We start from the raw sequence: 20613 nt of genomic DNA on the forward strand, positions 1-20613 counted from the left end.
TTTTCTCCACGAATATGCCAACCGTCAGCCGCTTTCTTGCAGATTCTTGCTACGAAATTTTTCGCCGCGGACTTCCCGCTCGCCACCTGGGCCGTCCACCGGTATTGTTCGCAGGAGATTGCACGTGTGGGGAAGAATTGGTGAAAGATAGCCGCCTCTCGGTTTTCAGGTTTTTGTCCGCATCTCCCTCTGCGCGCATGTCGCAGTCGATTGACCTCGGGTTCGGGCGATCAGCGGCCCTCTGGAGCAATGGCAACGACAGGATGAGCTATGAGCGGCCGGACGGGCATACGTTCAGCCTTTATCTCAACGGCGGCGCCGGAACGCGCCGTCTGGATGGCAGCCCCGCCGCGAGAGGCCGGCCCGGCGCCCTGTGCGTCATGCCACAGGGGCACTCGTCCGAATGGGAAATCACCGATCCCTTCGAATTCGTCCATCTCTATGTTCCGGACGATCAGATGCGCCGGATGTTCGCCGAGACGTTCGACCGCGATTCCAGGCTCATGGTTCTTTCCGAAGCGACCTTCGCCGATGCACCCGCCTTGGCGCGCATTCTTCGGCAGCTGACGGAAGCGATGTTGGCGGGTGATCATCTGCTGGCTGAAGAAGCGATGACGCAGGCGATCAACGATTTCTTCGTTGATCCGCGTTACGGAGGCATGCGTCCCTGCCCGATCAGCGGCGGGCTCGCTCCCCATGTGCGGCGGCGGATCCTCGAGCATATCGAGGCCCATCTCGGCGAGGCAATCCGCTTGCAGGATCTGGCGGCGACCGGGCAGCTCAGCGCCTTTCACTTTCAGCGAATGTTCCGGGCAAGCTACGGTGTGTCCCCGCATGGCTGGGTAGCCCACCGGCGTGTCGAGCGCGCCAAATCGATGTTGCGCGGGCCGGACCCGATCGCGCAGATCGCTTCGGCCTGCGGCTTCAGCAGCCAGAGCCACATGACACGGGCGTTCAAGTCCGGCACAGGTGTCACACCCTCCGCCTACCGGCAGCGACGGTGACGCGCCTTCACCTCACTTCACCGCGATGACGACCTTGCCTTTCGCGCGTCCTGTTTCCACATAGTCCAGCGCCTCGTTGGTCTTGTCGAATTGGAAGGTCCGGTCGATGACGGGGCGGATGGCGCCCGCCTCGATCAGCGCGGTGATCTTGGCGAGCTGCGCGCCGTTCGCCTTCATGAAAAGGAAGGAGTAGCCGATCCCCCGGCGTTTCGATTTCCGCCGGATACCGAAGCTCAAGAAGCGCATCACCTGCTGCAGCAGCCAGCCGAAGCCATTTTCCCTAGCGAAATCGGGATCGGGCGGACCCGATATCGAGATCAGCTTGCCGCCGGGCTTGAGGACGGCGAGCGATTTCTCCAGCGTCTCCTTGCCGAGGCTGTTCAGCACGACGTCATAGCCCTTCAGCAGCTTTTCGAAGTCGTCCTTCTTGTAATCGACCACCACGTCGGCGCCGAGGCTTTTCACCAGAGCGACGTTTGCCGTACTCGCCGTCGTCGCCACATGGGCGCCGAAATGTTTGGCAAGCTGGACCGCGATGGTGCCGACGCCGCCGGAGCCCGCATGGATCAGCACCCGCTGCCCCTTCTGCAGGTTGGCGCGCTCGACCAGCGCCTGCCATGCGGTCAGTGCCACAAGCGGAATGGATGCGGCCTCTTCCATGCTGAGATTGGCGGGCTTCAGCGCGATATCGGCCGAGTCAATGGCGATATACTCGGCAAACGTGCCGATGCGATCCTTGCCGGGCCGTGCATAGATCTCATCGCCGGGTTTGAACTGCCGGACATTGGCGCCCACCCGCACCACGACGCCGGCGACATCATTGCCGAGCACCAACGGAAGCCGGTAAGGCAGGATCAGTTTGAACTCCCCGTCCCGAATCTTGGCATCCAGCGGGTTGACGCTGGCGGCATGGATCTCGACCATGACGTCATTGTCACGCAGCTGCGGTTCAGGGCTCTGGCCGAGCCTGAGGGCACCGCCTTTCTTGTAGCGATCGGTCAGGAATGCCTTCATGGGACGAACTTTCGTTGCTGTGATGGAGCCGGCGGCGCGGCAATGTAGGTTCAACCGGAATGCCGATTGAAACCAGGCAATGCCGCGTCCTCTCCTGCTCATCGACGCGCCTTGTTTTGTCGTGGAACATCCATGCACGATCTGTTACTATCAAATCGATAGCAAGTCACTACTAAAAAGATATCGACATGAAGAATCTTTCGGAGCAGCCATGCCTGATCGCCCGCAGCCTGGCGCTCGTCGGGGATGCGTGGAGCATGCTGATCATGCGCGACGCCCATGCGGGGCTAACCCGCTTCGATGATTTTCGAAAAAGCCTCGGCATCGCCCCGACCATGCTGACGGGGCGGCTGTCATCGTTGACCGAGGAAGGGCTGCTGCAAAAACGCCGCTATTCCGAGCGTCCGCCGCGCGACGAATATGTGCTGACGGAAGCCGGTCGCGACTTTCTGCCGGTGCTGTTTGCGATCGGCGCCTGGGGCCGCAAGCACCGCGGCGGCGGCGCAGTCACCCGTTTCTTCGATGCCGAGACCGGAACCGAGATCGATCCAGTCACCATCGACCGCGCGACTGGCGCTCCTGTTGGAACCCGTCCTATCCGTATTGCGGCGCCTGACTGTGAGCCGACCGGGGCGGATGACGCTGGTTCTGACAACTCCCCTTGAAACGATGCCGGTATCCTTACCACCACCGCGTCCAGTGATAGAAAGTATGATCCCCGATCCATAGCCGCGTCGCCCAACCCGAGCGCTATGACTCCTGCAGTCCATAGAGCAGCGGCATCAGCCCCGCGAGCGCCTTGAAGCGTTCCCATGATTTTGACGAGGGTTTCGTCCATCCGGTTTCGGCAAGTGCCGAAAGGCGCGGGAAGACGAGACGGTCGAAGACGGCGCGATCGGTCATCGGTTCGGACCAGATGCAGGCCTGGATGCCGAGCAGCTGCTGTTTCTGGCTCGCTGTCCAACCGCCGACCGGATCGAAATTGTAGAGCTTTTCCGCGTCCGAATTTCCTGCCCAGCTGGCGCCGGGCTCATCCCAGTCCGTCCTCAGCGCCATGTCGAGGTAATAGACCTGACCGGGGCAGACGACCATTTGATAGCCGCGCTCGGCGAGCTCGGCCGAAACCTCGACATTGCGCCAGCTACAGAGATAGCTTTTCGACTTGTCGATGACGTCGCCGTGCGCCGCTTCCTCCCAGCCGCCGGTAACGCAGCCCTTGCTCGCCAGGAAGCGCTGGACACGCTCCAGAAATTCCGCCTGCAGGATGGCGGCGCCCGAGCCGTGAATGTCGTCGGCGCCATGCGTATTGGTGACGACGTTCAGCCGCTTGGCATGCGCATCGGCAACCTCGCCGCCGGCGACGGAGCGCAGGCGCGCCAGCGCTTCCGGCGAGCCGGACCATGCGCCGAGCGGAACCTCGTCGGCACCGAGGTGGATCGTCTTGAAGGGAAAGAGTTCGATAAGTTCAGAGAGAATGGTCTCGACGATCTCGTAGGTCTTTTCGCGCGCCGGGTTGATGCAGTTGTCGGGAAAACCCTGAACCGAGTGATAGCTGCCTTTCTCGGCCGGATCGCGCAGCTCCGGTATCGCCTGCTGCATGGCGTAACAATGGCCAGGCATATCAATCTCCGGCACGATTTCGATACCGAAGCTCTTTGCGAGGGCGACGATCTCGCGGATGACAGGCTTGCTATAATAGCCGCCCGTCCGGGCCGGGCCTGAACCCAGAAGCGGCGGCACGGCGAGACCGTGGCCGCGCCAGGCGCCGACCTCGGTCAGGGCCGGGTAGGCATCTATCTCCACACGCCAGGCCTCGTCGTCGGAAAGGTGCCAGTGGAAGCGGTTGAGCTTGTTCCAGGCAAGAACCGCCAACAGCTTCTTGACTTCGGCCGCGCTGTAGAATTGGCGGGCGACATCGAGATGCAGGCCGCGCCAGCCCATCGATGGCTCGTCGACGATCTCGCCGGATGCGGGAAACTGGAAGACGCCGGGATGCAGCCTGGCGCCGCGCCAGATCTGGCCGAGTGTCACGAGACCGTAAAGGAAGCCGGTCCGGCTGCTTGCCTCGATCGTGATCGCCTCTTCTTCGAAGCTCAGCCGATAGGCCTCCGGCCCGAAGCCGGCCGTGTGCTTCAGGCCGACACGAACCGCGCCTTCCGCCTCGGTTCGCACGATGCCTTCGACCGCGAAGAGATGGTCCACCAGCGCCGCGAAACCTTTCGCCGCTGCCTCCCCTTCGGGGCTCTGCGCCTGCAGCGCAAAACCCGCCGGCAGCGGGCGGCGCGAGGTGACGGCGACGCGGTTCGGCCAGGGAATGATCGACACCGCAACCGGGGCATTTGCGGGAACCGGATAGATCTCGGCGCCGCGCTTCAGCGGCGCATTGCTGACGGAAGAGCGTGTCGGCTCGACAGCGAGTACGATGGTGCTGCCATCGGACAGGGCGAGATAGGCGCTCGTCGCGCCGTCCGTCCAGTGGCGGAACTGCCAGCTCAGCGCATAGACCGATATCGTCCAGGTCTCGCCGGCGCCGAGAACGAAATTGGCCGGCGGTTGGAATTCGGTGAAATTCGAAAGCCGTTTCGAAACCGTGGCGCCTTCGACGCGCCCGGCAGGATCGACGCGGCCCGGACCGCTGACGCAGAGGGAAAAATTGGAAAGCGGCTCGCTGCCGAGGTTCTTGAGGCGCAGGACATAGGAGAATTCCTTGCCGTCGGCAGGTGGGTTCCAAAGGGTTTCAAGCCGCAGGGCGTTCGGTCGCGGTGTCGACATGGTCACTCTTCCTTTGAGGAAAGCGAGGCTTTCGAGCGATCCGGCACGGGCGCCGGGATCAAAAATGGCGGTTAAAGTCAATCAAATTGATTTAATATTGATAGCCAGTTTCCCGCCGGGCGGTCAATCGGCCATACGGAATTTCTGCTGCCCGGCATCAGGCTAAATTATACGGGTGAACAAACGCCGGGGTGCGTCTTATGAAGCCAGCATGATCGTCCGATCCATTTGCGACGGGTTGCCTGTCTTCCGATCGCCGGTAAGATTTCTCTCAATCTTTTTGCGTCATCCTTCGATTCCCTCTGATGCCAATCGATGAGATCCCGATGTCCCCGGACGTTACGCGCAGTCTGCAAATGCCCCGACGCGAGGAGCTGGGCCTCTTCACGATCAGCAATGGTTCCGGCCTATCTATATCGGCCCTGCCGAACGGTACGCTGTTTGCCATCGAATATGTCGACGACAAGGGGGCGGTGCAGATCAACCAAATCCAGGGCTCGCCGCTCATCGGCGGCATCGGCCGCCTTTATCTGCGCATTGGAGGCGCCAGGCCCGATGTCGTCGAGATCGTCGGACCTCATGCCGGTGGCAGTTTCGGCTGGCATGCGACGAGTTTCTCCTGGAGCGGCGAGGCAGGCGATATCGCCTACGACCTCCGCCTTGAGCTTCATCCCTCGGAAACGGCATGGTTCTGGCGTGCCTCGCTGCGGCACCTGAAGCGAGGAACGCTGCCGGTGGATCTCGTGCTTGTCCAGGATGTCGGCCTCGGTGATCGCGGTTTCCTGATGAACAGCGAAGCCTATGCCTCCCAATATGTCGATCATCACATTGCCGACCATAAGGTATACGGTCCTGTCCTGATGAACCGGCAAAATCTCAAGCAGTCGGGCGTCCGTAATCCCTGGCTCGTCCAGGGCTGCTTCGATGGCGCTGCCGCCTATGCCACGGATGCGATCCAGCTGGTGCAGGCGAAGCACCGCCAGGGCGACCTGCTGGTCGGCCCCTTCGGCACCAGCCTGCCGAGCGAACGGCGGCAGCAGGAGACCGCCTGTCCCGCCATTCAGTCGAAATCCTTTTCCGTGCCGGCAAGTGGAGCGACGGCGACCTTCTTTGCGCTGTTCGCCGCCGATCATCCCGAGGCGTCAGGCGATGCCGACCTTTCGCGGCTCGACGGGATCGAGGCGCCGAACAATGGGACCGCTGGTACAGAGGTCCTGGCGCCGGTTCGCAGCCTGCTCCAGGATGCTCAACTGCTGCAGGCCGAGACGCTGAACAAGAAGGCGATCGGCCAGCTCTATCCGGAGCGCAGCCTGGAAGAGCGTGCGCACGGAAAGCTTCTTTCGTTTTTCGTGCCGGACGGCGTTCTCAACCGCCACGTCGTCCTGCGTGACAAGGAGCTCATGGTCGCACGACGCCATGGCGCGATCGTGCGAAGCGGCCAAAACGTGCTGCTCGACGAGACCACCCTTGCCGCAACCTGCTGGATGCAAGGGATTTTCGCCGCGCAACTGACGATCGGCAATACCTCCTTCCACAAACTCTTTTCGGTGTCCCGCGATCCTTACAATCTGACGCGCGCCAGCGGGCTGCGCATCTTGGCCGATCTCGGCGCGGGCTGGCAGCTTCTGGCAGTGCCCTCGGCTTTCGAGATGGGGCTGAGCGACTGCCGCTGGATCTACGAGTGCCCGGAGCACAGGATCATCGTGACGGCGGTCGCCTCCGGCGAGGATGCGGCGATGCAGTGGAGCGTGTCCGTGGAGGGCGAGCCGTGCCGCTTCCTGGTGTTTGGTCATGTCGTGCTCGGCGAGCGCGAATATGACGCCGGCGGGCAGATCGATTTCGATCCCGGCCGCAAACGCATTTCTTTCCGGCCGGACCCGGCCTGGCTCTGGGGCGAGCGTTATCCGGACGCCGTCTACTGGCTGGTGAGTTCGACCCCCGATGCCATCGAGGAGATCGGCGGCGACGAGCTGCTCTATGCCGATGGCGTTGCGCGCAACGGCGCTTTCGTCGCGCTCAAGTCCCGGCCAACGCAGGCGCTCTCTTTTGCCGTCGTCGGCTCGATGACCGACGCTGAAGACGCCGAACGGCTGGCGCGCCGTTATGAGGGCGGCGTCACCGACGAGGCCATGCTTGCGCCGGCATCGACATTCTGGCGCAACACAGTGCGAGGCATGAGGATCGACAGCTCTTCGTCCGATCTCGCTGCCCAGGCGACCCTCCTGCCCTGGCTTGCGCATGACGCCATCGTCCATCTGAGCGTGCCGCACGGTCTTGAGCAATATACCGGTGCCGCCTGGGGTACGCGCGACGCCTGCCAGGGGCCGATCGAATTCCTGCTTGCCTACGAGCACGACCGCGAAGCCAGGGAGGTGCTGAAGACCGTCTTCAGCGAACAATATCTGGAAAAAGGCGACTGGCCGCAGTGGTTCATGCTGGAGCCCTATGCCAACATCCGGGCGGGCGACAGTCACGGCGACATCATCGTCTGGCCGTTGAAGGCGCTATGCGATTATATCGAAGCGACGGACGATCTCGCCATTCTCGACGAGAAGGTCTCCTGGCGCGACGAAAAGACCATGCAGAATGCGTCCCGTAGCGACAGCATCGCGATCCATGTCGAGAAATTGCTCGACACCGTCGGCGAACAGTTCATTCCGGGAACGCATCTGATCCGCTATGGCGAGGGAGACTGGAACGATTCGCTACAGCCGGCCGATCCGCATCTGCGCGACTGGATGGTCAGCAGCTGGACCGTCGCCCTGCTCTATGAGCAGATCGTCCGTTATTCCGCCATCCTGCGCCGCCTAGGACAAGACGACAGGGCCAAGGCGCTGAGGAAGATCGCAACCGCGATGCGCCGGGATTTCAACCGTCATCTCGTGCGCGACGGCGTCGTCGCCGGCTATGGTATCTTCGATCCCGCCCATGACGGCGTCGAATTGCTGCTGCATCCGAGCGACAAACGCACCGGCCTCTCCTTCTCACTGATCTCGATGACGCAGGCCATGCTCGGCGAGCTGTTCACGCCTGCGCAGCGGCGGCATCATATGCGGCTGATCGAGGAGCATCTGCTCTTCCCCGACGGCGTGCGGCTGATGGAAAAGCCGGCGACCTACGCCGGCGGGCTCGAAACGCTGTTTCGCCGCGCCGAATCCTCGTCCTTCTTCGGCCGCGAGATCGGGCTGATGTATGTGCATGCGCATCTGCGCTATTGCGAAACGCTGGCGCTCGACGCTTCGGCGGAGGAGCTGTGGAAGGCGATCGCCGTCGTCAATCCGATCGCCGTCGCCACCGTCCTGCCGCATGCTTCACTCCGCCAGCGCAATACCTATTTCAGCAGCAGCGACGCGGCTTTCCATGACCGCTATGAGGCGGAGGCGCAATGGGGGCGCACCAAGACCGGAAAGATCGCCGTCGATGGCGGGTGGCGTATCTATTCGAGCGGACCTGGCCTCTACACCAGGAGTTTCGTCGAAAATATCCTGGGCTTCAAACGCCGCTTCGGCCGGCGCAGGCGAAAACCGCTTCTGCCCGCGGCGCACGCCGCGGTCGATCTGCAGACGGATCACATCGCCTGGCGGCGGCTGATGAAGCTCAAACCGAAGATATGAATGTTCAAGACAGGCTGGAGCCGCGCAGCTCTTCGAAGCGTGCGGCACTCTTTGACAGGTGGCTGCGGACGGCACGGCGCGCGGCGGATTCGTTGCCGTCGCGGATCGCGGTGAATATGGCACGGTGTTCCCTGCGCATGCGAGCGGCATGGCGCTTGCGCTCGGAGGTCGTCATCCTGTCCAAACGCGCCCATTGCCGCGGCACCATGATGTTGCCGAACGTGTCGAAGAGGCGGCCGTAATAGGAATTCTGCGTCGCGACCAGGATCGACCTATGGAAGGCGTAATCCTCCTCAGCGCCGTATCCGCCCTCTTCGAGCGCCCTGTCGAGGGCATCGAGCCGGTCCTGCATGCGGTCGATATCTTCCTGCGTGCGTCGCAGCGCGGCCAGACCGGCCGCCTCATATTCGACCCCCATGCGCAGCTCCAGCACCCGCAGGACCTCGTCGATCGACTGCAGGTCAGTTGGAATGATGGAGAAGGATCTTGGCGTGGGGTCGTCCGAGACGAAAGCCCCGAGGCCCTGGTGCGTGGTGATCAGTCCTTTGGCGCGCAGCGTGGCGAGCGCCTCGCGCACGATCGTGCGGCTGACTCCGGTCGCCGCCATGATCGCCTGTTCGGTCGGCAGGCGCTGGCCCGGCTTGAGGTCACCGGACTCGATCTGCGCCATCAGCGTATCGGCAAGGCCGCTGCGCAAGTTCTGCGGCTGGCGAATCGTGGTGAAGAGCGCGTTGTCCTTGTCCGTCATCCCTTGCCAAATCCTGCCTGTCGTGGCGGCTGCGCCGGCCGCTTGCTTTTGCTAGCGCATGCCAGCAGGAAAGGCAAAAACGACGTGCGTTACGACAGCTGTGAACCGCGAGCTGGCGAGGCGATCACCGCGCCAACCAGCCGCCATCGACGGGCAGCACCGTACCGTGCACGTAGTCGGATGCCGGCGATGCCAGGAACACGGCTGCGCCGCCGAGTTCGGCCGGCGTTCCCCAGCGTCCGGCCGGAATGCGCGAAAGAATGGCGGCGTTGCGCTCGGCATCCTCGCGCAGCGCCGTGGTGTTGTTGGTGACGAAATAACCCGGCGCAATGGCGTTGACGTTGACACCCTTGCCGGCCCATTCGCAGGCAAGCAGCTTGGTCAGTCCGGCCAGGCCGCTTTTCGAGGCGGTATAGGACGGGATGCGGATGCCGCCCTGGAAGGAGAGCAGTGAGGCGATGTTGATGATCTTGCCCCTGCCCTTTTCGACCATGTGGCGGCCGGCCGCCTGCGACAGGAAGAAGGCTGTCTTCAGGTTGACGTCGATCACCGCGTCCCAGTCTTCCTCGGTGAAGTCGAGCGCATCGGCACGACGGATGATGCCGGCATTGTTGACGAGGATATCAAGACCGCCGAAAGTCTGGATGGTCTCGGCGACGATCCCTTTGACCGGCTCGATGGTGCCGAGATCGGCCTTGATGACATGGAAGCGGCTGCCCGCCTGCTTCACCAGCGCCTCGGTTTCGTCCATCGAGGAGCGCCCGACGGCGACGATCGCCGCACCGGCCTCGGCCAGAGCGGCCGCGATCGCCTGGCCGATTCCGGTATTGGCGCCAGTGACGACGGCGGTCCGGCCGGCGAGGTCGAAGGGATTTGCCACGGTGCTCACCTCAGATCCGCGATGGCGATATGATCCATGTCGGTGAAGCTCTTGTTGTCGCCGGCCATCGCCCAGATGAAGCTGTAATTCTTGGTGCCGGCGCCCGAATGGATCGACCAGGGCGGCGAGATGACTGCCTGCTCGTTGGCGACGAGCATATGCCGGGTCTGCTGCGGCTCGCCCATGAAGTGGAAGACACGCTGGTCGGCTTCGAGATCGAAATAGAGATAGGCTTCCATGCGCCGGTCATGCGTATGGGCCGGCATGGTGTTCCAGACGCTGCCCGGCTCGATCATCGTAAAGCCCAGGGTGAGCTGGCAGGACTGGCAGACTTCCGGGTGGATGAACTGGTAGATCGATCGCTTGTTGGCCGTCGCGGCTTCGCCGGGCGTCAGGTGACGCGCCTTTTCGCGGGTGAGCAGCACGGTCGGGTGCGTTTGGTGCGCCGGCGTCGAGACCAGATAGAATTTTGCCGGATGGGCGGCATCAGCACTCTCGAAGCTGACGTCCTTGGCGCCCTTGCCGACATAGAGGCAATCATATTTGGCAAGGTCGTAGCTCGTGCCGTCGACGATGATGCGGCCGGCGCCGCCGATGTTCAGCGCGCCGAGTTCACGCTCGGCGAGGAAGGTTTCCTGTCCGATCGCCGTCGGTGCCGTCAGCGTCAGCGCGGAGCCGAGCGGCGTGGCGCCGCCGATGACCATCCGGTCGTAATGGGAATAGGTCAGCCGGATCTCGCCGCCCGCAAAAACCGTCTCCACCAGAAAGTGACGCCGCAGCGTTTCGGTGTCGTATGCGCGTACGGCTTCAGGATGGGAGGCGTGCCTCACGTCGATCTGCATGTCAATTTCCCTTCAGCTTCATTGTCGTCACGCTTTGTCGCTATCGCGGAAAGCTGGTCAGGTCCGGCGTCGTCCGCTGCGGTGGTATCTGTCCGGTTACATAGTTGTACGACAAGTTCGGTGTCAACAGGTTTGTCCATTCCATGTTGTGAGACCCATGGCCGCAAGAGCACGAACCAAATTCAAGTTATAATCGGGAGAAATTGCCCGGGATGATGACGAGATCGTCGTGGCCGGCGGTCGCCCGGTTTCACGCGGCCAAAACGAAAAAAGCCTGCCGCGGGAGGCGGCAGGCTCTCGAAAAAACCGAACGACAGCTGGGAGGAGGAGTGCCGTCGTTCCCGCAGACGTCCCTGGGAGGAGGATGGGGCGCCTGCATATCGAAGGGATGCGGGAGGAGGTGCATCGCTTCGATAGAAATAATCATACTTATTTCCTGCTCAGATCATAGGCATTTCTTTGCAGGGCAGCTATGCGCTATGCGAAAGGCTCATGGCTCGCAGCAGCATCAAAAGCAAAGCGCCCGCTCGGGAAAGCAGGCGCTGGGCAACTGTCGAAAAATGATGGTCTGTCTGGCCGTTAGCGGGCGATGGCCGCACGGGCGATGGTCCGGATTTCGCCGCGGCCGATGCCGAGGTCGTCCAGTTCGCGCGTGGACATACGGCCCAGTTCAGCGACCGTCTGACGGTACTTGCGCCAATTGTTGAAAGAGCGTGCTACGTTCATGATGATCCCCTTTCCGTGGGCTTTCGAAGCCTAGCTGCCAGTCCTTGGCGCTTCGTTTGCTTCGATGAGCCGTATATAATACGGGACCTCCGATTGTTGCAGCGCCAATGCATCACTGCACCTATGCGATGTTTGCATGGGTCGCGATGAGAGCGCGTTCCTCAGGCTTTGAAGCGATCAAAGGCCGTCAGCCGTACGATCGGCGGATCGGCCTCGGGCCACCGGTAGATTTCCGAGCGCAGATAGAAAAGCTCGTCCCCGAGATCGCCTTCGCCGACTTCGATCCACCAGGATTTCAGACGGCCGTCGCTTCCGTCCGACCAGCGGTAGCCCCTCGCCTTCAGGTGGTCCTTCATCTCGAATGGGCTGTGTTCGGCAAAGATGCGGATGCGGCAGCGCTGGCTGGCGTGGAAAAGCTCGGCGAAAGGGCTTTCACCGTCGCCCTGCTGTCGGTCTAGGATCTCCAGCAGCGCGTGGCAGTCGTCCACCGCGCGGTGGCCTTCGTGGAAATAGCCGGCCTGGCCGACGAGATAACCGAGCTTCGTGCCCTCGAAACCGCGGGCGCTCCAGTCGATCTCCGAGACCGAGCACGCCCAGGCCTTGCCGGCGAAAATCGGCGAGAAGGACTCGCAGAACGGCCGGTCGAAACCGGCATTGTGGGCAATGATGAGGTCCGCCGGTTCGATCAGAGCGCTCAGGGAGCGGATGTCGATGACCTGTCCTTCGACCATGACGTCGGTAATTCCGGTCAGCCTGGTGATCTCGGGCGGGATCGGTCGGGACGGCTGCTGCAGGCCGCCATAGATGCCGACAACGTCGCCGACCGCGCCGTCATCATTGAAGGTGAAGGCGACGGCGCCGATTTCGATGATCTCGTCGCTGCGGTGGTTGAGGCCTGTCGTCTCAGTATCGAGGATGACCGCGAGCCGCGGAAACCCCTGCCGTCTCACTGCCGCGACCGGCCTGGCGACGAGTTTCCTCAGGATGCGATAGTTGCCGCTCTCCTCAAGCGCCCGGGCCATGTCTTCTGGGGAGCGGCCCACCGGCTGTGACGGCCGCCGCCGCGATGGGTCGCGTGCTTCGGCCATTGCGGGCGATGCCTTGGCAAACATGTCGAGTTGCGAATCTCTGTGCACGCTCATGGGATTCATATGTCACGGAGAGGCAGCTTAATCCATCGGGCGTGCAGCTTATCCCGAGGGGAAACTCAGGCGACAGACCGCACCGGGATTGCGATTGCCGATCGTCACCTCGCCTTGGTGCATATACATGATATCGCGAACCAGGTTGAGGCCGAGGCCGGCCCCGCGTCCGTCGTGATGGCGCTTGAAGAACGGCTCGAATATGCGCTCCTGCAGATCGGCGGGAATGCCCGGTCCCTCGTCGCTCACCTCGATCCAGTTGCGGCCGGCAGTCAGCGAGATGACGCCTTTCCTGCCGCCGTGGTTGATCGCGTTCTGCAGGATATTCATCAGGGCGCGCTGCAGCGCCAGCGGGTCGCCTTCGATCTCCCCGGCTTGGTCGACATCGAATTGCACCGTATATCCGGCGGCAAAGGCGAGCGGCGCCATTTCGATGATCACCTTCCGCGCCAGTTGACCGAGATCGACTTTGGTGAATGGAGTCTTGCCCTGTTTCAGCCGCTGAAGATCGAGCATCTGTTCGGTGAGTACGGCAAGCCTGGCGGCATCTTCCAGCAGGTCGGTCTTGACCGGACCGTGCGGCAGGGATCCAAGTCTCGTATTGAGAATGGCGATCGGTGTGCGCAATTCGTGGGCGGCGTCGGCCAGAAACCGTTCCTGCCGCTCATAACCTTCGTCGAGGCGGCCAAGCGCGCGGTTGACGGCGCGCACCAGCGGCGCGATCTCGTCCGGAATTTCGTCTGCCGAAAGCCGCCCGCCGCGCTGGCCGACATCGATCATATCGGCCTCGAGCGCGGCACGGTTGATGCCGACCAGAGACCTTCGTACCACGATCGGCGATGCGATCAGCGCGCCCAACGCCATCACGGCAACGATGGGAATGACGACTTTTGCAAGAATGAGCGAAGCGCGGAACAGGATGAACGCAAGGGGAATAGGACCGTTGGTGCCGGTCAGGAACTGCACCTCGCCCCATTCCATGGCGACCCATTTCATCCGCGCGGCTGGAGGGTCGTGGTCGCTGAGATCCCAGCCAAACTCGGCCTCACCGATATGATCGAGCCTATTGCCGATGCCGGCATATTCTCCCGGGATTCGGCCCTCATTCAAACCATGTCCCTGCCGATCGCGAATGGTGAACCAGAGATCGGGCGCGTCCTTTCGAAGCTGCCGCAGCTCCGGTGTCTCTCTTAGGCTCAATTCTCCCGATGGCTGGCGGAAGACGGCGCGGCGCAGGATTTCGATCGTGCCCTCCGTCGATCGGAAATAGAATATCTTCCCCACCGAGATCAGGACGATCACGACCAGGATCAGCACGATAGATTGCACCGCAAGAAGTCGCCAGAACAGACGTTTGTGCAGCGAATAGGAACATCGCTTGTTCATGACGCTTCCCGCAGCAGGTAACCTACGCCCCTGATGACGTTGATGACCACGCCTGCTTCCGACGCAGCCAGTTTGCGCCGCAGCCGCGAAATGTGGGAATCGAGCGCGTTGGACTGGATCTCGTCGTCGAAGCCGAAAACTGCTTCCATCAAGGCCGGCCGCGGCACCATCCGGCCGGCCCGGCGCACGAGGCATTCGAGCACCAGTGCCTCCCGGCGCGGAATATTCAGCCGCTTGCCGGAAACGCTGACGTCGCAATAGGTCGGATCGAAGGAGAGCCGGCCGATCGAAATCAGTGCCGGACGCAGGGTCTCCGATCGGCGCATGACGGCGCGCAGCCGCGCCAGGAGCTCGTCGAAGACAAAGGGCTTGGCGAGATAGTCGTCCGCGCCGATTTCAAGCCCGCTGATCCTGTCCGGCACCTCACCCTTCGCGGTGATGACGATGATCGGAAGGATCAGCCCCTTCCTGCGGATCTTCGGGACGAGATCCAGGCCATCGCCATCAGGCAGTTGCCGATCCAGAAGAATGGCGTCATAAGCACCGTCGCCGATCACCAGCTCGGCGTCGGATAACGTCGAGACGTGGTCGATTATCATGTCGTGTCTCGTCAGGGCACCCCTGAGCGCCGCGGCCATGCGAGGTTCATCCTCGATCAGCAATATGCGCATTTCACATTCCTATTGGCCGTCGATCCCTAAGCGGAAGCATAGCACTTCAGGCGAGTCTGTGACGCATCGAATGCCGGTTCGCTGCCTCGAAGCAAGATCCCGCCCGTCATGATGCGCGCTGCTGCTCGATCTGGAGCAGAGGCTGATACCTGCGGCTGATACGATAGACCGCGGCGGGTGGAATGTTGCGCAATGTCCGGCCGATTCTCGTGGCGACGAGCCCGAGGGCCTCGAGGATTTCCGCGGGGACCGGGCACTTCGGCCCATAGGTGAACTGATAAAAGGCACCGTATGGCCGGAGTTTGGAAAAACAGCCTTCAAGCAGCGCATGCACCTCGTCCGGCCGCATAGCTAAAAGCGGAAGCCCGCTGACAACGCCACCGAAAAAGCTTCCTGACAACCCTCCCCTCCACATCTCCCGGACATCGAGCTGCAGGACCTTGGCGCCGGGGAAGCGACCCTCGAGCAGGGCAGCGAAATCCGGTTCATATTCGACGAGCGTCAGATCGCTTTCGGCAATTCCTCGTTTGAGAAGCGCTCCGGTGAAAACGCCGGTGCCGGGGCCGAGTTCGAGAACTGGTCCGGTGGTGGCGGAGATTTCCTTAGTCATCAGGCCCGCAAGACGGGAGCCTGACGGCGTGATCGAGGCGATGCGCAGAGGCGCGCGAAGCCAGGCGAGAAGAAAGCGGCGTCGGTCGAAACGTGACATGGAACCTTCACATTGATTGTTGATCTCGCCTATGAAGCGGTCCAACATTGCAACAGTCTGTCACGCTGCTGAATGAGGCGAGACCTCCAGCTTTCCTCCCAGGCTCTTTGTCGATCAAAGCCCCATGCACGATGAGCGGCCGAAGGAGAATGCATGCCCGGTGACACCAGCAAGAACGCCGAGGAAGATGTCGTCATCATCGGCGCCGGTGCCGCGGGCATTGCCGCAGCCCATCGCCTGCAGGCAGTCCGTCCGGATCTTTCCATCCTCCTGCTCGAAGCCGCAGATCGTCTCGGCGGCAGAGCCTGGACCGTCGGGTTGCCAGGCGGCGAATTCGGACTCGACCTCGGCTGCGGTTGGCTGCATGGCGCGCGGACTAATGCCTGGACTGAAATAGCCGGTGAACTCGGTTTGACGCTCGACCGGAGCCCGGCTCCCTGGAACGGTGGGCGGCAGCTTCAGCGGGATGCCGCGGACGTTCACGCGGCGCAGGAAGCGATCGGCGCTTACTTCGAACGCCTCGAAAGCCATGAAGGCAACGACACCGACTTGGCCGCAAAGCTCGAGCCCGGCAATCGCTGGAACGGCCAGATCCGGGCGATTGGGAGTTACATCACCGGCGCCGAATTGGAACGGTCTTCGGTCGTCGATTACAATAGATACGACCCGGGACCCGGCCCGGACTGGCGGGTGCGCGAAGGCTACGGAACCGTGTTATCCCTCTATGGCCGTCCGGTTCCGGCAAGGCTCGGCGTTGAAGTCAGACGCATCGATCACCGTTATGCCGGGCATATTGGCGTCGAGACGGATCACGGCGTTCTCCGTGCGCGCGCCGTGCTTGTGACCGTTTCGACCAACGTGCTGGCCGCCGGCAACATCGCCTTCGACCCTCCTCTGTCCCAAAAGACGGAGGCGGCCGCCCGTTTGCCGCTCGGGCTTGCCGACAAGCTATTTCTCAGCCTCGCCGATCCGGAGGCCCTGCCGGCCGATACCCATATGCTCGGCTCGACCAGTCGCGGTGCGACCGGCACCTATCAGCTTCGGCCGCTCGGTGCCCCGGTGGTCGAAGCCTACTTTGCCGGCGACCTCGCGCATGATCTGGAGCGAGCGGGAGCAAAGGCTGTCTTTTCCTTCGCGGCCGATGAACTGACGGCACAATTCGGCGCTGACATCCGCAAGCAGCTGTCGGTGGCGGCGATCTCGGCCTGGGCCGCGACGCCTCATATCGGCGGTTCCTATTCCTATGCGGAACCCGGCGCCTCCGATCTGCGCGGCGTCCTCGCCGAACCGCATGACGGGCGGATTTTCTTTGCCGGCGAAGCCTGTTCGCGCTCGCGTTATTCGACGGCGCACGGCGCCTACGAAACCGGTGTGGCCGCAGCCGATCGGATCGCCGGCTCGTGGCCGAAAAATTGATAACGGCCGCCCGTCGCGAGGGGCAGGCGGGAATATTTTTTCCCACTTGTCGCACGGACGGGATTGGTTATTCTGCCCTCGCCCCGCGCTACCCCAGCCTGGGGCGCCGTACCTCATCCAGCGGCAGAGGCCGCTTCAAGCACGATATTGTCATTGATTGCAGGAGCCCCGGCTTCTACCCCGACGATTTTGCGCGTCGGCCGCGGGTATCCGCATGAGGAGGAAGACATGGACTATCGCAAGCTCGGTCCGAGCGGGACCGTCGTTACCGCCTACTGCTTGGGCACCATGACCTTTGGCGCAGAGGCCGACGAAGCGGCTTCCCACAAGCTGCTCGACGACTATTTCGCCTGGGGCGGCAATTTCATCGACACCGCCGACGTCTACAGCGCCGGCAAGTCGGAAGAGATCATCGGACGCTGGCTGAAGGCGCGGCCGACCGAGGCCCGCCAAGCGATCGTTGCCACCAAGGGGCGGTTTCCGATGGGCAACGGCCCCAATGATATCGGCCTATCGCGCCGGCATCTCGGCCAGGCGCTTGACGATTCGCTGCGTCGCCTCGGTCTCGAACAGATCGACCTCTACCAGATGCATGCCTGGGACGCGCTGACGCCGATCGAAGAGACGCTTCGTTTCCTGGACGATGCGGTTTCATCCGGCAAGATCGGCTATTACGGCTTCTCCAACTATGTCGGCTGGCACATCGCCAAGGCGTCGGAGATTGCCAAGGCGCGCGGTTATACGCGTCCCGTGACGCTGCAGCCGCAATACAGCCTGCTCGCGCGCGACATCGAGCTCGAAATCGTCGCGGCCTGCCAGGACGCCGGCATGGGCCTCTTACCCTGGTCGCCGCTCGGCGGCGGCTGGCTGACCGGCAAGTACAAGCGCGACGAGATGCCGACCGGCTCCACCCGCCTCGGCGAGAACCCCAATCGCGGCAGCGAATCCTATGCGCCGCGCAACGCGCAGGAACGCACGTGGGCGATCATCGCGGCTGTCGAGGAAATCGCCAAAGCCCGCGGCGCGAGCATGGCGCAGGTGGCGCTCGCCTGGACGGCGGCCCAGCCGGCGGTAACTTCGGTCATTCTCGGCGCTCGCACGTCCGAACAGCTCGCCGACAATCTAGGTGCGATGAAGCTCGCGCTTTCTCAGGAGGAGATGGCGCGACTGAACGAAGTCAGTGCGCCTCAGCCCATGGACTATCCCTATGGCAAGGGCGGCACCAACCAGCGCCACCGCAAAATCGAGGGCGGCCGCTGAGGCTTCCGCTTCTGTATGACGAGAACAGTCTGCATCAATAGAAAAAGTCGCCATGTTTCGATGGCGACTTCCACAAGGCGGGAAACTCGTCCTGCTCGTCAGGCGGCCTGCACGGCGGCGTTCAGCGGAATTTCGACATCGATCTCCAGGGTCGAGACAAATTCGTTGCGGTCGATCGTCACTTGCACCTTGTCGTGGTCGAGCTCGACATGTTTGGCGATGACCGCGAGGATTTCCTCGCGCAGCAGGGAGACGAGGTCCGATCCTGCCGAGGAACGCTCATGCGCGAGGAGGACCTGGAGGCGTTCGCGGGCAGCCGGCGCTGTGCGCTGTTTGTTGAAGAGACGGAAAATGTTCATGCCGCTCTCCTTCCGAAGATTTTGCCGAAAATATTCCGCTTTTCCTCCGGGATCGTGATCGGCAGGGTTTCGCCGGCGAGCCTGCGGGCGGCATCGAAATAGGCCATGGCGGCCGGGCTGCGGCTCTCGGCCAGGGTGACCGGCGCGCCGACGTTGGAGGCGCGCAGCACGTCCATGCTTTCGGGCACGATGCCGAGCAGCGGGATGGAGAGGATTTCCAGCACGTCGTCGACCTTGAGCATGTCGCCGCGTTCGGCGCGGTTGGCGTCGTATCGGGTGAGCAGCAGGTGCTTTTCCATCCGCTCGCCGCGTTCGGCCTTGGCGGTCTTGGCATCGAGCAGGCCGATGATGCGATCGGAATCGCGCACCGACGAGACTTCCGGGTTGGTGACGACGACGGCGACGTCGGCGTGGCGCATGGCAAGTGTTGCGCCGCGTTCGATGCCGGCAGGGCTGTCGCAGATGATCCAGTCGAAATAACGCTTCAGGTCGTTGATGACGCGCTCGACCCCTTCGGCGGTCAGATTGTCCTTGTCGCGCGTCTGAGAGGCCGGCAGCAGGAACAGCGTTTCCAGGCGCTTGTCGCGGATCAGCGCCTGGGTGAGCTTGGCGTCGCCCTGGATGACGTTGATCAGGTCGTAGACGACGCGGCGCTCGGCACCCATGACGAGGTCGAGATTGCGCAGGCCGACGTCGAAATCGACGACCACGACTTTTTCATTGCGTTGCGCCAGCGCCGCTCCCAATGCGGCGGTCGAGGTCGTCTTTCCGACCCCGCCCTTGCCTGACGTGACGACGATCACTTTCCCCATTTCTCTCTCCTTTGCCGTGCCGCAGTAATTCAAAGTGCTAAGCGTCTTTCACGCGTCTCTTAAAGACGCGACGCTGTCGTCAGATCAGCTTTTCCGCCATGATCGCATCCTCTTCGAGCCAGAGCTGAACAGCTTGTCCGCGAAGATTGGGAGCCATGTCTTCCGCCATTTTGTAGATGCCGTCGATTGCCACCAGCTCGGCTTCGAGCTTGCGGCAGAAAATCCGCGCCGATGCGTTTCCGATGGATCCGGCCATGGCGCGGCCGCGCAACGCGCCGTAGATGTGGACTGATCCGCCGGCGATGACTTCGGCGCCCGAAGCGACCGAGCCGACGATGGTGACGTCGCCTTCCGGGAAGATCACCGATTGCCCCGAGCGCACCGGTTCCCGGATGACGATGGATTGCGTCGTTGCCGGCCGGATCTCGGTCGCTGCCGGTTTGCTCGGTGAATCGGCAGGCTCGTTCGCTTGGACCTCGATGTCGGAGGCCGAGCGGCCGCCTTTCAGCGCCGGCGGCATGCCGGAACCCAGAATGGAAGGCCGCGCCCCTTCGATGCCCATGATGCTGACATTGCGCTTGGCAAGTTCGGCGATGAGCTCTTTCAGTTGCGGCTTGTCGATCTGCAGATCCGTCAGATCGAGGACGACGGGGCGTCCCAGGAAGAAACCGGCCGAACGGGAGGCCAGATCGTCGAGCCTCGCCAACCAATCATCGAAAGGAAGGTCCGGGGACAGCATGACCGCAAGGAAGGAGCGGCCCTTGATTCGGATAGAGCGAGCGTCTGTTAGCACTTTGGTCATCTGTGTGAAGAAATCGTTGACCATATCTACCGCTGACATGGTTAACAAATGGTTAACGCAGACGGGAAATTCCCTAACGAGACGCCGATCAATTCAGCCGATGGTTATACCCAAATATCGGAAAATAAACATGATTTCAGAAATGTGAATATTCATCATATAAGATCGGAGCGAAGATCTGTCGCCACGATCGTGGCGGCGGAATCGGTTAAGATTCGATTGATTTCCGGCGCCCGTGACCGACCCTCGGCCGACTCACCCCATGCGTTCGGAGGCGTAGCTTCCTGGGCTTGCCGGGAAGACGACGGTTCTGTTGCCGTTGATGAAGGTGCGGTGATGGATATGGGCGTGGATGGCCCGCGCCAGCACCTGGCTTTCGACGTCGCGGCCGATCGAGACATAGTCGTCGGGCGACTGGGCATGGGTGATGCGCGCCGTATCCTGCTCGATGATCGG

The 20613-nt window shown here is 62.3% G+C and carries 18 protein-coding genes and 1 pseudogene; 5 read left to right on the forward strand and 14 right to left on the reverse strand.

All coding sequences use genetic code 11. From position 1 onward, the window contains the following. Window positions 1-140: 140 nt before the first annotated feature. Window positions 141-1004: a helix-turn-helix domain-containing protein gene (locus tag GA0061105_RS15980; protein WP_483434103.1), complete on the forward strand. Its 864-nt coding sequence runs from the start codon at window positions 141-143 to the stop codon at window positions 1002-1004. A gap of 12 nt (window positions 1005-1016) precedes the next feature. Here the strand turns inward: GA0061105_RS15980 and GA0061105_RS15985 are convergent, their stop codons facing one another. Continuing rightward, window positions 1017-2018 carry an NADP-dependent oxidoreductase gene (locus tag GA0061105_RS15985; protein ID WP_064695685.1) on the reverse strand — a complete coding sequence of 334 codons (1002 nt, stop codon included), beginning with the start codon at window positions 2016-2018 and terminating at the stop codon, window positions 1017-1019. 188 nt (window positions 2019-2206) lie between these two features. Between GA0061105_RS15985 and GA0061105_RS15990 the strand changes: the two genes are divergently transcribed. Further along, window positions 2207-2683, forward strand: coding sequence for a winged helix-turn-helix transcriptional regulator (locus tag GA0061105_RS15990; RefSeq protein WP_064695684.1), 477 nt, complete (start codon window positions 2207-2209; stop codon window positions 2681-2683). A gap of 85 nt (window positions 2684-2768) precedes the next feature. Here the strand turns inward: GA0061105_RS15990 and GA0061105_RS15995 are convergent, their stop codons facing one another. Next, entirely contained in the window at window positions 2769-4790 is a 2022-nt protein-coding gene (locus tag GA0061105_RS15995) for a beta-N-acetylhexosaminidase (RefSeq protein ID WP_092751405.1), read from the reverse strand. Window positions 4791-5116: 326 nt separating this feature from the next. Between GA0061105_RS15995 and GA0061105_RS16000 the strand changes: the two genes are divergently transcribed. Further along, a complete protein-coding gene (locus GA0061105_RS16000; RefSeq protein ID WP_092751406.1) occupies window positions 5117-8404 on the forward strand; it encodes a GH36-type glycosyl hydrolase domain-containing protein in 3288 nt (1095 codons plus the stop codon). Window positions 8405-8408: 4 nt separating this feature from the next. On the opposite strand, the gene GA0061105_RS16005 is transcribed toward GA0061105_RS16000, so the two are convergent. From GA0061105_RS16005 to GA0061105_RS16040, 8 genes are all read right to left on the reverse strand, one after another. Then, a complete protein-coding gene (locus GA0061105_RS16005) occupies window positions 8409-9152 on the reverse strand; it encodes a FadR/GntR family transcriptional regulator (RefSeq protein WP_092751408.1) in 744 nt (247 codons plus the stop codon). Between the two features lie 124 nt (window positions 9153-9276). Beyond that, window positions 9277-10041 (reverse strand): 2-dehydro-3-deoxy-D-gluconate 5-dehydrogenase KduD, encoded by a 765-nt coding sequence (gene kduD / locus GA0061105_RS16010; protein ID WP_280949926.1) that lies wholly within the window; start codon window positions 10039-10041, stop codon window positions 9277-9279. Continuing rightward, window positions 10038-10874 (reverse strand): 5-dehydro-4-deoxy-D-glucuronate isomerase, encoded by an 837-nt coding sequence (gene kduI / locus GA0061105_RS16015; protein WP_092751412.1) that lies wholly within the window; start codon window positions 10872-10874, stop codon window positions 10038-10040. The genes kduD and kduI overlap by 4 nt, the downstream gene beginning before the upstream one ends. Before the next feature lie 579 nt (window positions 10875-11453). Beyond that, window positions 11454-11600, reverse strand: a complete 147-nt coding sequence (locus GA0061105_RS16020) for a DUF1127 domain-containing protein (RefSeq protein ID WP_064695679.1) — start codon at window positions 11598-11600, stop codon at window positions 11454-11456. 161 nt (window positions 11601-11761) lie between these two features. Continuing rightward, a complete protein-coding gene (locus GA0061105_RS16025; protein WP_092751463.1) occupies window positions 11762-12742 on the reverse strand; it encodes a 3'-5' exonuclease in 981 nt (326 codons plus the stop codon). 48 nt (window positions 12743-12790) lie between these two features. Further along, on the reverse strand, window positions 12791-14128 hold the full coding sequence (locus tag GA0061105_RS16030; RefSeq protein ID WP_064695678.1) for a sensor histidine kinase: 1338 nt from the start codon (window positions 14126-14128) through the stop codon (window positions 12791-12793). Next, window positions 14125-14799, reverse strand: a complete 675-nt coding sequence (locus GA0061105_RS16035) for a response regulator transcription factor (RefSeq protein WP_064695677.1) — start codon at window positions 14797-14799, stop codon at window positions 14125-14127. The genes GA0061105_RS16030 and GA0061105_RS16035 overlap by 4 nt, the downstream gene beginning before the upstream one ends. Before the next feature lie 106 nt (window positions 14800-14905). Further along, window positions 14906-15508, reverse strand: coding sequence for a class I SAM-dependent methyltransferase (locus GA0061105_RS16040; protein WP_092751464.1), 603 nt, complete (start codon window positions 15506-15508; stop codon window positions 14906-14908). 153 nt (window positions 15509-15661) lie between these two features. Between GA0061105_RS16040 and GA0061105_RS16045 the strand changes: the two genes are divergently transcribed. After that, window positions 15662-16924, forward strand: a complete 1263-nt coding sequence (locus tag GA0061105_RS16045) for a flavin monoamine oxidase family protein (protein ID WP_092751414.1) — start codon at window positions 15662-15664, stop codon at window positions 16922-16924. 228 nt (window positions 16925-17152) lie between these two features. Continuing rightward, entirely contained in the window at window positions 17153-18184 is a 1032-nt protein-coding gene (locus GA0061105_RS16050) for an aldo/keto reductase (RefSeq protein ID WP_092751416.1), read from the forward strand. 98 nt (window positions 18185-18282) lie between these two features. Here the strand turns inward: GA0061105_RS16050 and minE are convergent, their stop codons facing one another. The 4 genes and pseudogenes from minE to purU all read right to left on the reverse strand — a co-directional run. After that, the gene (gene minE, locus GA0061105_RS16055) at window positions 18283-18543 is read right to left on the reverse strand and encodes a cell division topological specificity factor MinE (protein ID WP_011428260.1); all 261 of its coding nucleotides are present in this window, start codon (window positions 18541-18543) and stop codon (window positions 18283-18285) included. Beyond that, the gene (gene minD / locus GA0061105_RS16060; RefSeq protein ID WP_064695674.1) at window positions 18540-19355 is read right to left on the reverse strand and encodes a septum site-determining protein MinD; all 816 of its coding nucleotides are present in this window, start codon (window positions 19353-19355) and stop codon (window positions 18540-18542) included. Before minD ends, minE begins: the two co-directional genes overlap by 4 nt. A gap of 79 nt (window positions 19356-19434) precedes the next feature. Beyond that, window positions 19435-20157 carry a septum site-determining protein MinC gene (gene minC / locus GA0061105_RS16065; protein WP_064695750.1) on the reverse strand — a complete coding sequence of 241 codons (723 nt, stop codon included), beginning with the start codon at window positions 20155-20157 and terminating at the stop codon, window positions 19435-19437. Between the two features lie 255 nt (window positions 20158-20412). Continuing rightward, window positions 20413-20613, reverse strand: a pseudogene (gene purU / locus GA0061105_RS16070) (formyltetrahydrofolate deformylase); the annotation flags it as partial.

The organism is Rhizobium aethiopicum, from assembly GCF_900094625.1.
GTDB classification, from domain to species: domain Bacteria; phylum Pseudomonadota; class Alphaproteobacteria; order Rhizobiales; family Rhizobiaceae; genus Rhizobium; species Rhizobium aethiopicum.

Bases quoted from the DNA above. Each gene is read 5' to 3' on its own strand.
- GA0061105_RS15985 (WP_064695685.1), bottom strand. From the start codon at position 2,018: ATGAAGGCATTCCTGACCGATCGCTACAAGAAAGGCGGTGCCCTCAGG.
- GA0061105_RS15990 (WP_064695684.1), top strand. From the start codon at position 2,207: ATGAAGAATCTTTCGGAGCAGCCATGCCTGATCGCCCGCAGCCTGGCG.
- GA0061105_RS15995 (WP_092751405.1), bottom strand. From the start codon at position 4,790: ATGTCGACACCGCGACCGAACGCCCTGCGGCTTGAAACCCTTTGGAAC.
- GA0061105_RS16000 (WP_092751406.1), top strand. From the start codon at position 5,117: ATGTCCCCGGACGTTACGCGCAGTCTGCAAATGCCCCGACGCGAGGAG.
- GA0061105_RS16005 (WP_092751408.1), bottom strand. From the start codon at position 9,152: ATGACGGACAAGGACAACGCGCTCTTCACCACGATTCGCCAGCCGCAG.
- kduI (WP_092751412.1), bottom strand. From the start codon at position 10,874: ATGCAGATCGACGTGAGGCACGCCTCCCATCCTGAAGCCGTACGCGCA.
- GA0061105_RS16020 (WP_064695679.1), bottom strand. From the start codon at position 11,600: ATGAACGTAGCACGCTCTTTCAACAATTGGCGCAAGTACCGTCAGACG.
- GA0061105_RS16025 (WP_092751463.1), bottom strand. From the start codon at position 12,742: ATGAGCGTGCACAGAGATTCGCAACTCGACATGTTTGCCAAGGCATCG.
- GA0061105_RS16030 (WP_064695678.1), bottom strand. From the start codon at position 14,128: ATGAACAAGCGATGTTCCTATTCGCTGCACAAACGTCTGTTCTGGCGA.
- GA0061105_RS16035 (WP_064695677.1), bottom strand. From the start codon at position 14,799: ATGCGCATATTGCTGATCGAGGATGAACCTCGCATGGCCGCGGCGCTC.
- GA0061105_RS16040 (WP_092751464.1), bottom strand. From the start codon at position 15,508: ATGTCACGTTTCGACCGACGCCGCTTTCTTCTCGCCTGGCTTCGCGCG.
- GA0061105_RS16045 (WP_092751414.1), top strand. From the start codon at position 15,662: ATGCCCGGTGACACCAGCAAGAACGCCGAGGAAGATGTCGTCATCATC.
- GA0061105_RS16050 (WP_092751416.1), top strand. From the start codon at position 17,153: ATGGACTATCGCAAGCTCGGTCCGAGCGGGACCGTCGTTACCGCCTAC.
- minE (WP_011428260.1), bottom strand. From the start codon at position 18,543: ATGAACATTTTCCGTCTCTTCAACAAACAGCGCACAGCGCCGGCTGCC.
- minD (WP_064695674.1), bottom strand. From the start codon at position 19,355: ATGGGGAAAGTGATCGTCGTCACGTCAGGCAAGGGCGGGGTCGGAAAG.
- minC (WP_064695750.1), bottom strand. From the start codon at position 20,157: ATGACCAAAGTGCTAACAGACGCTCGCTCTATCCGAATCAAGGGCCGC.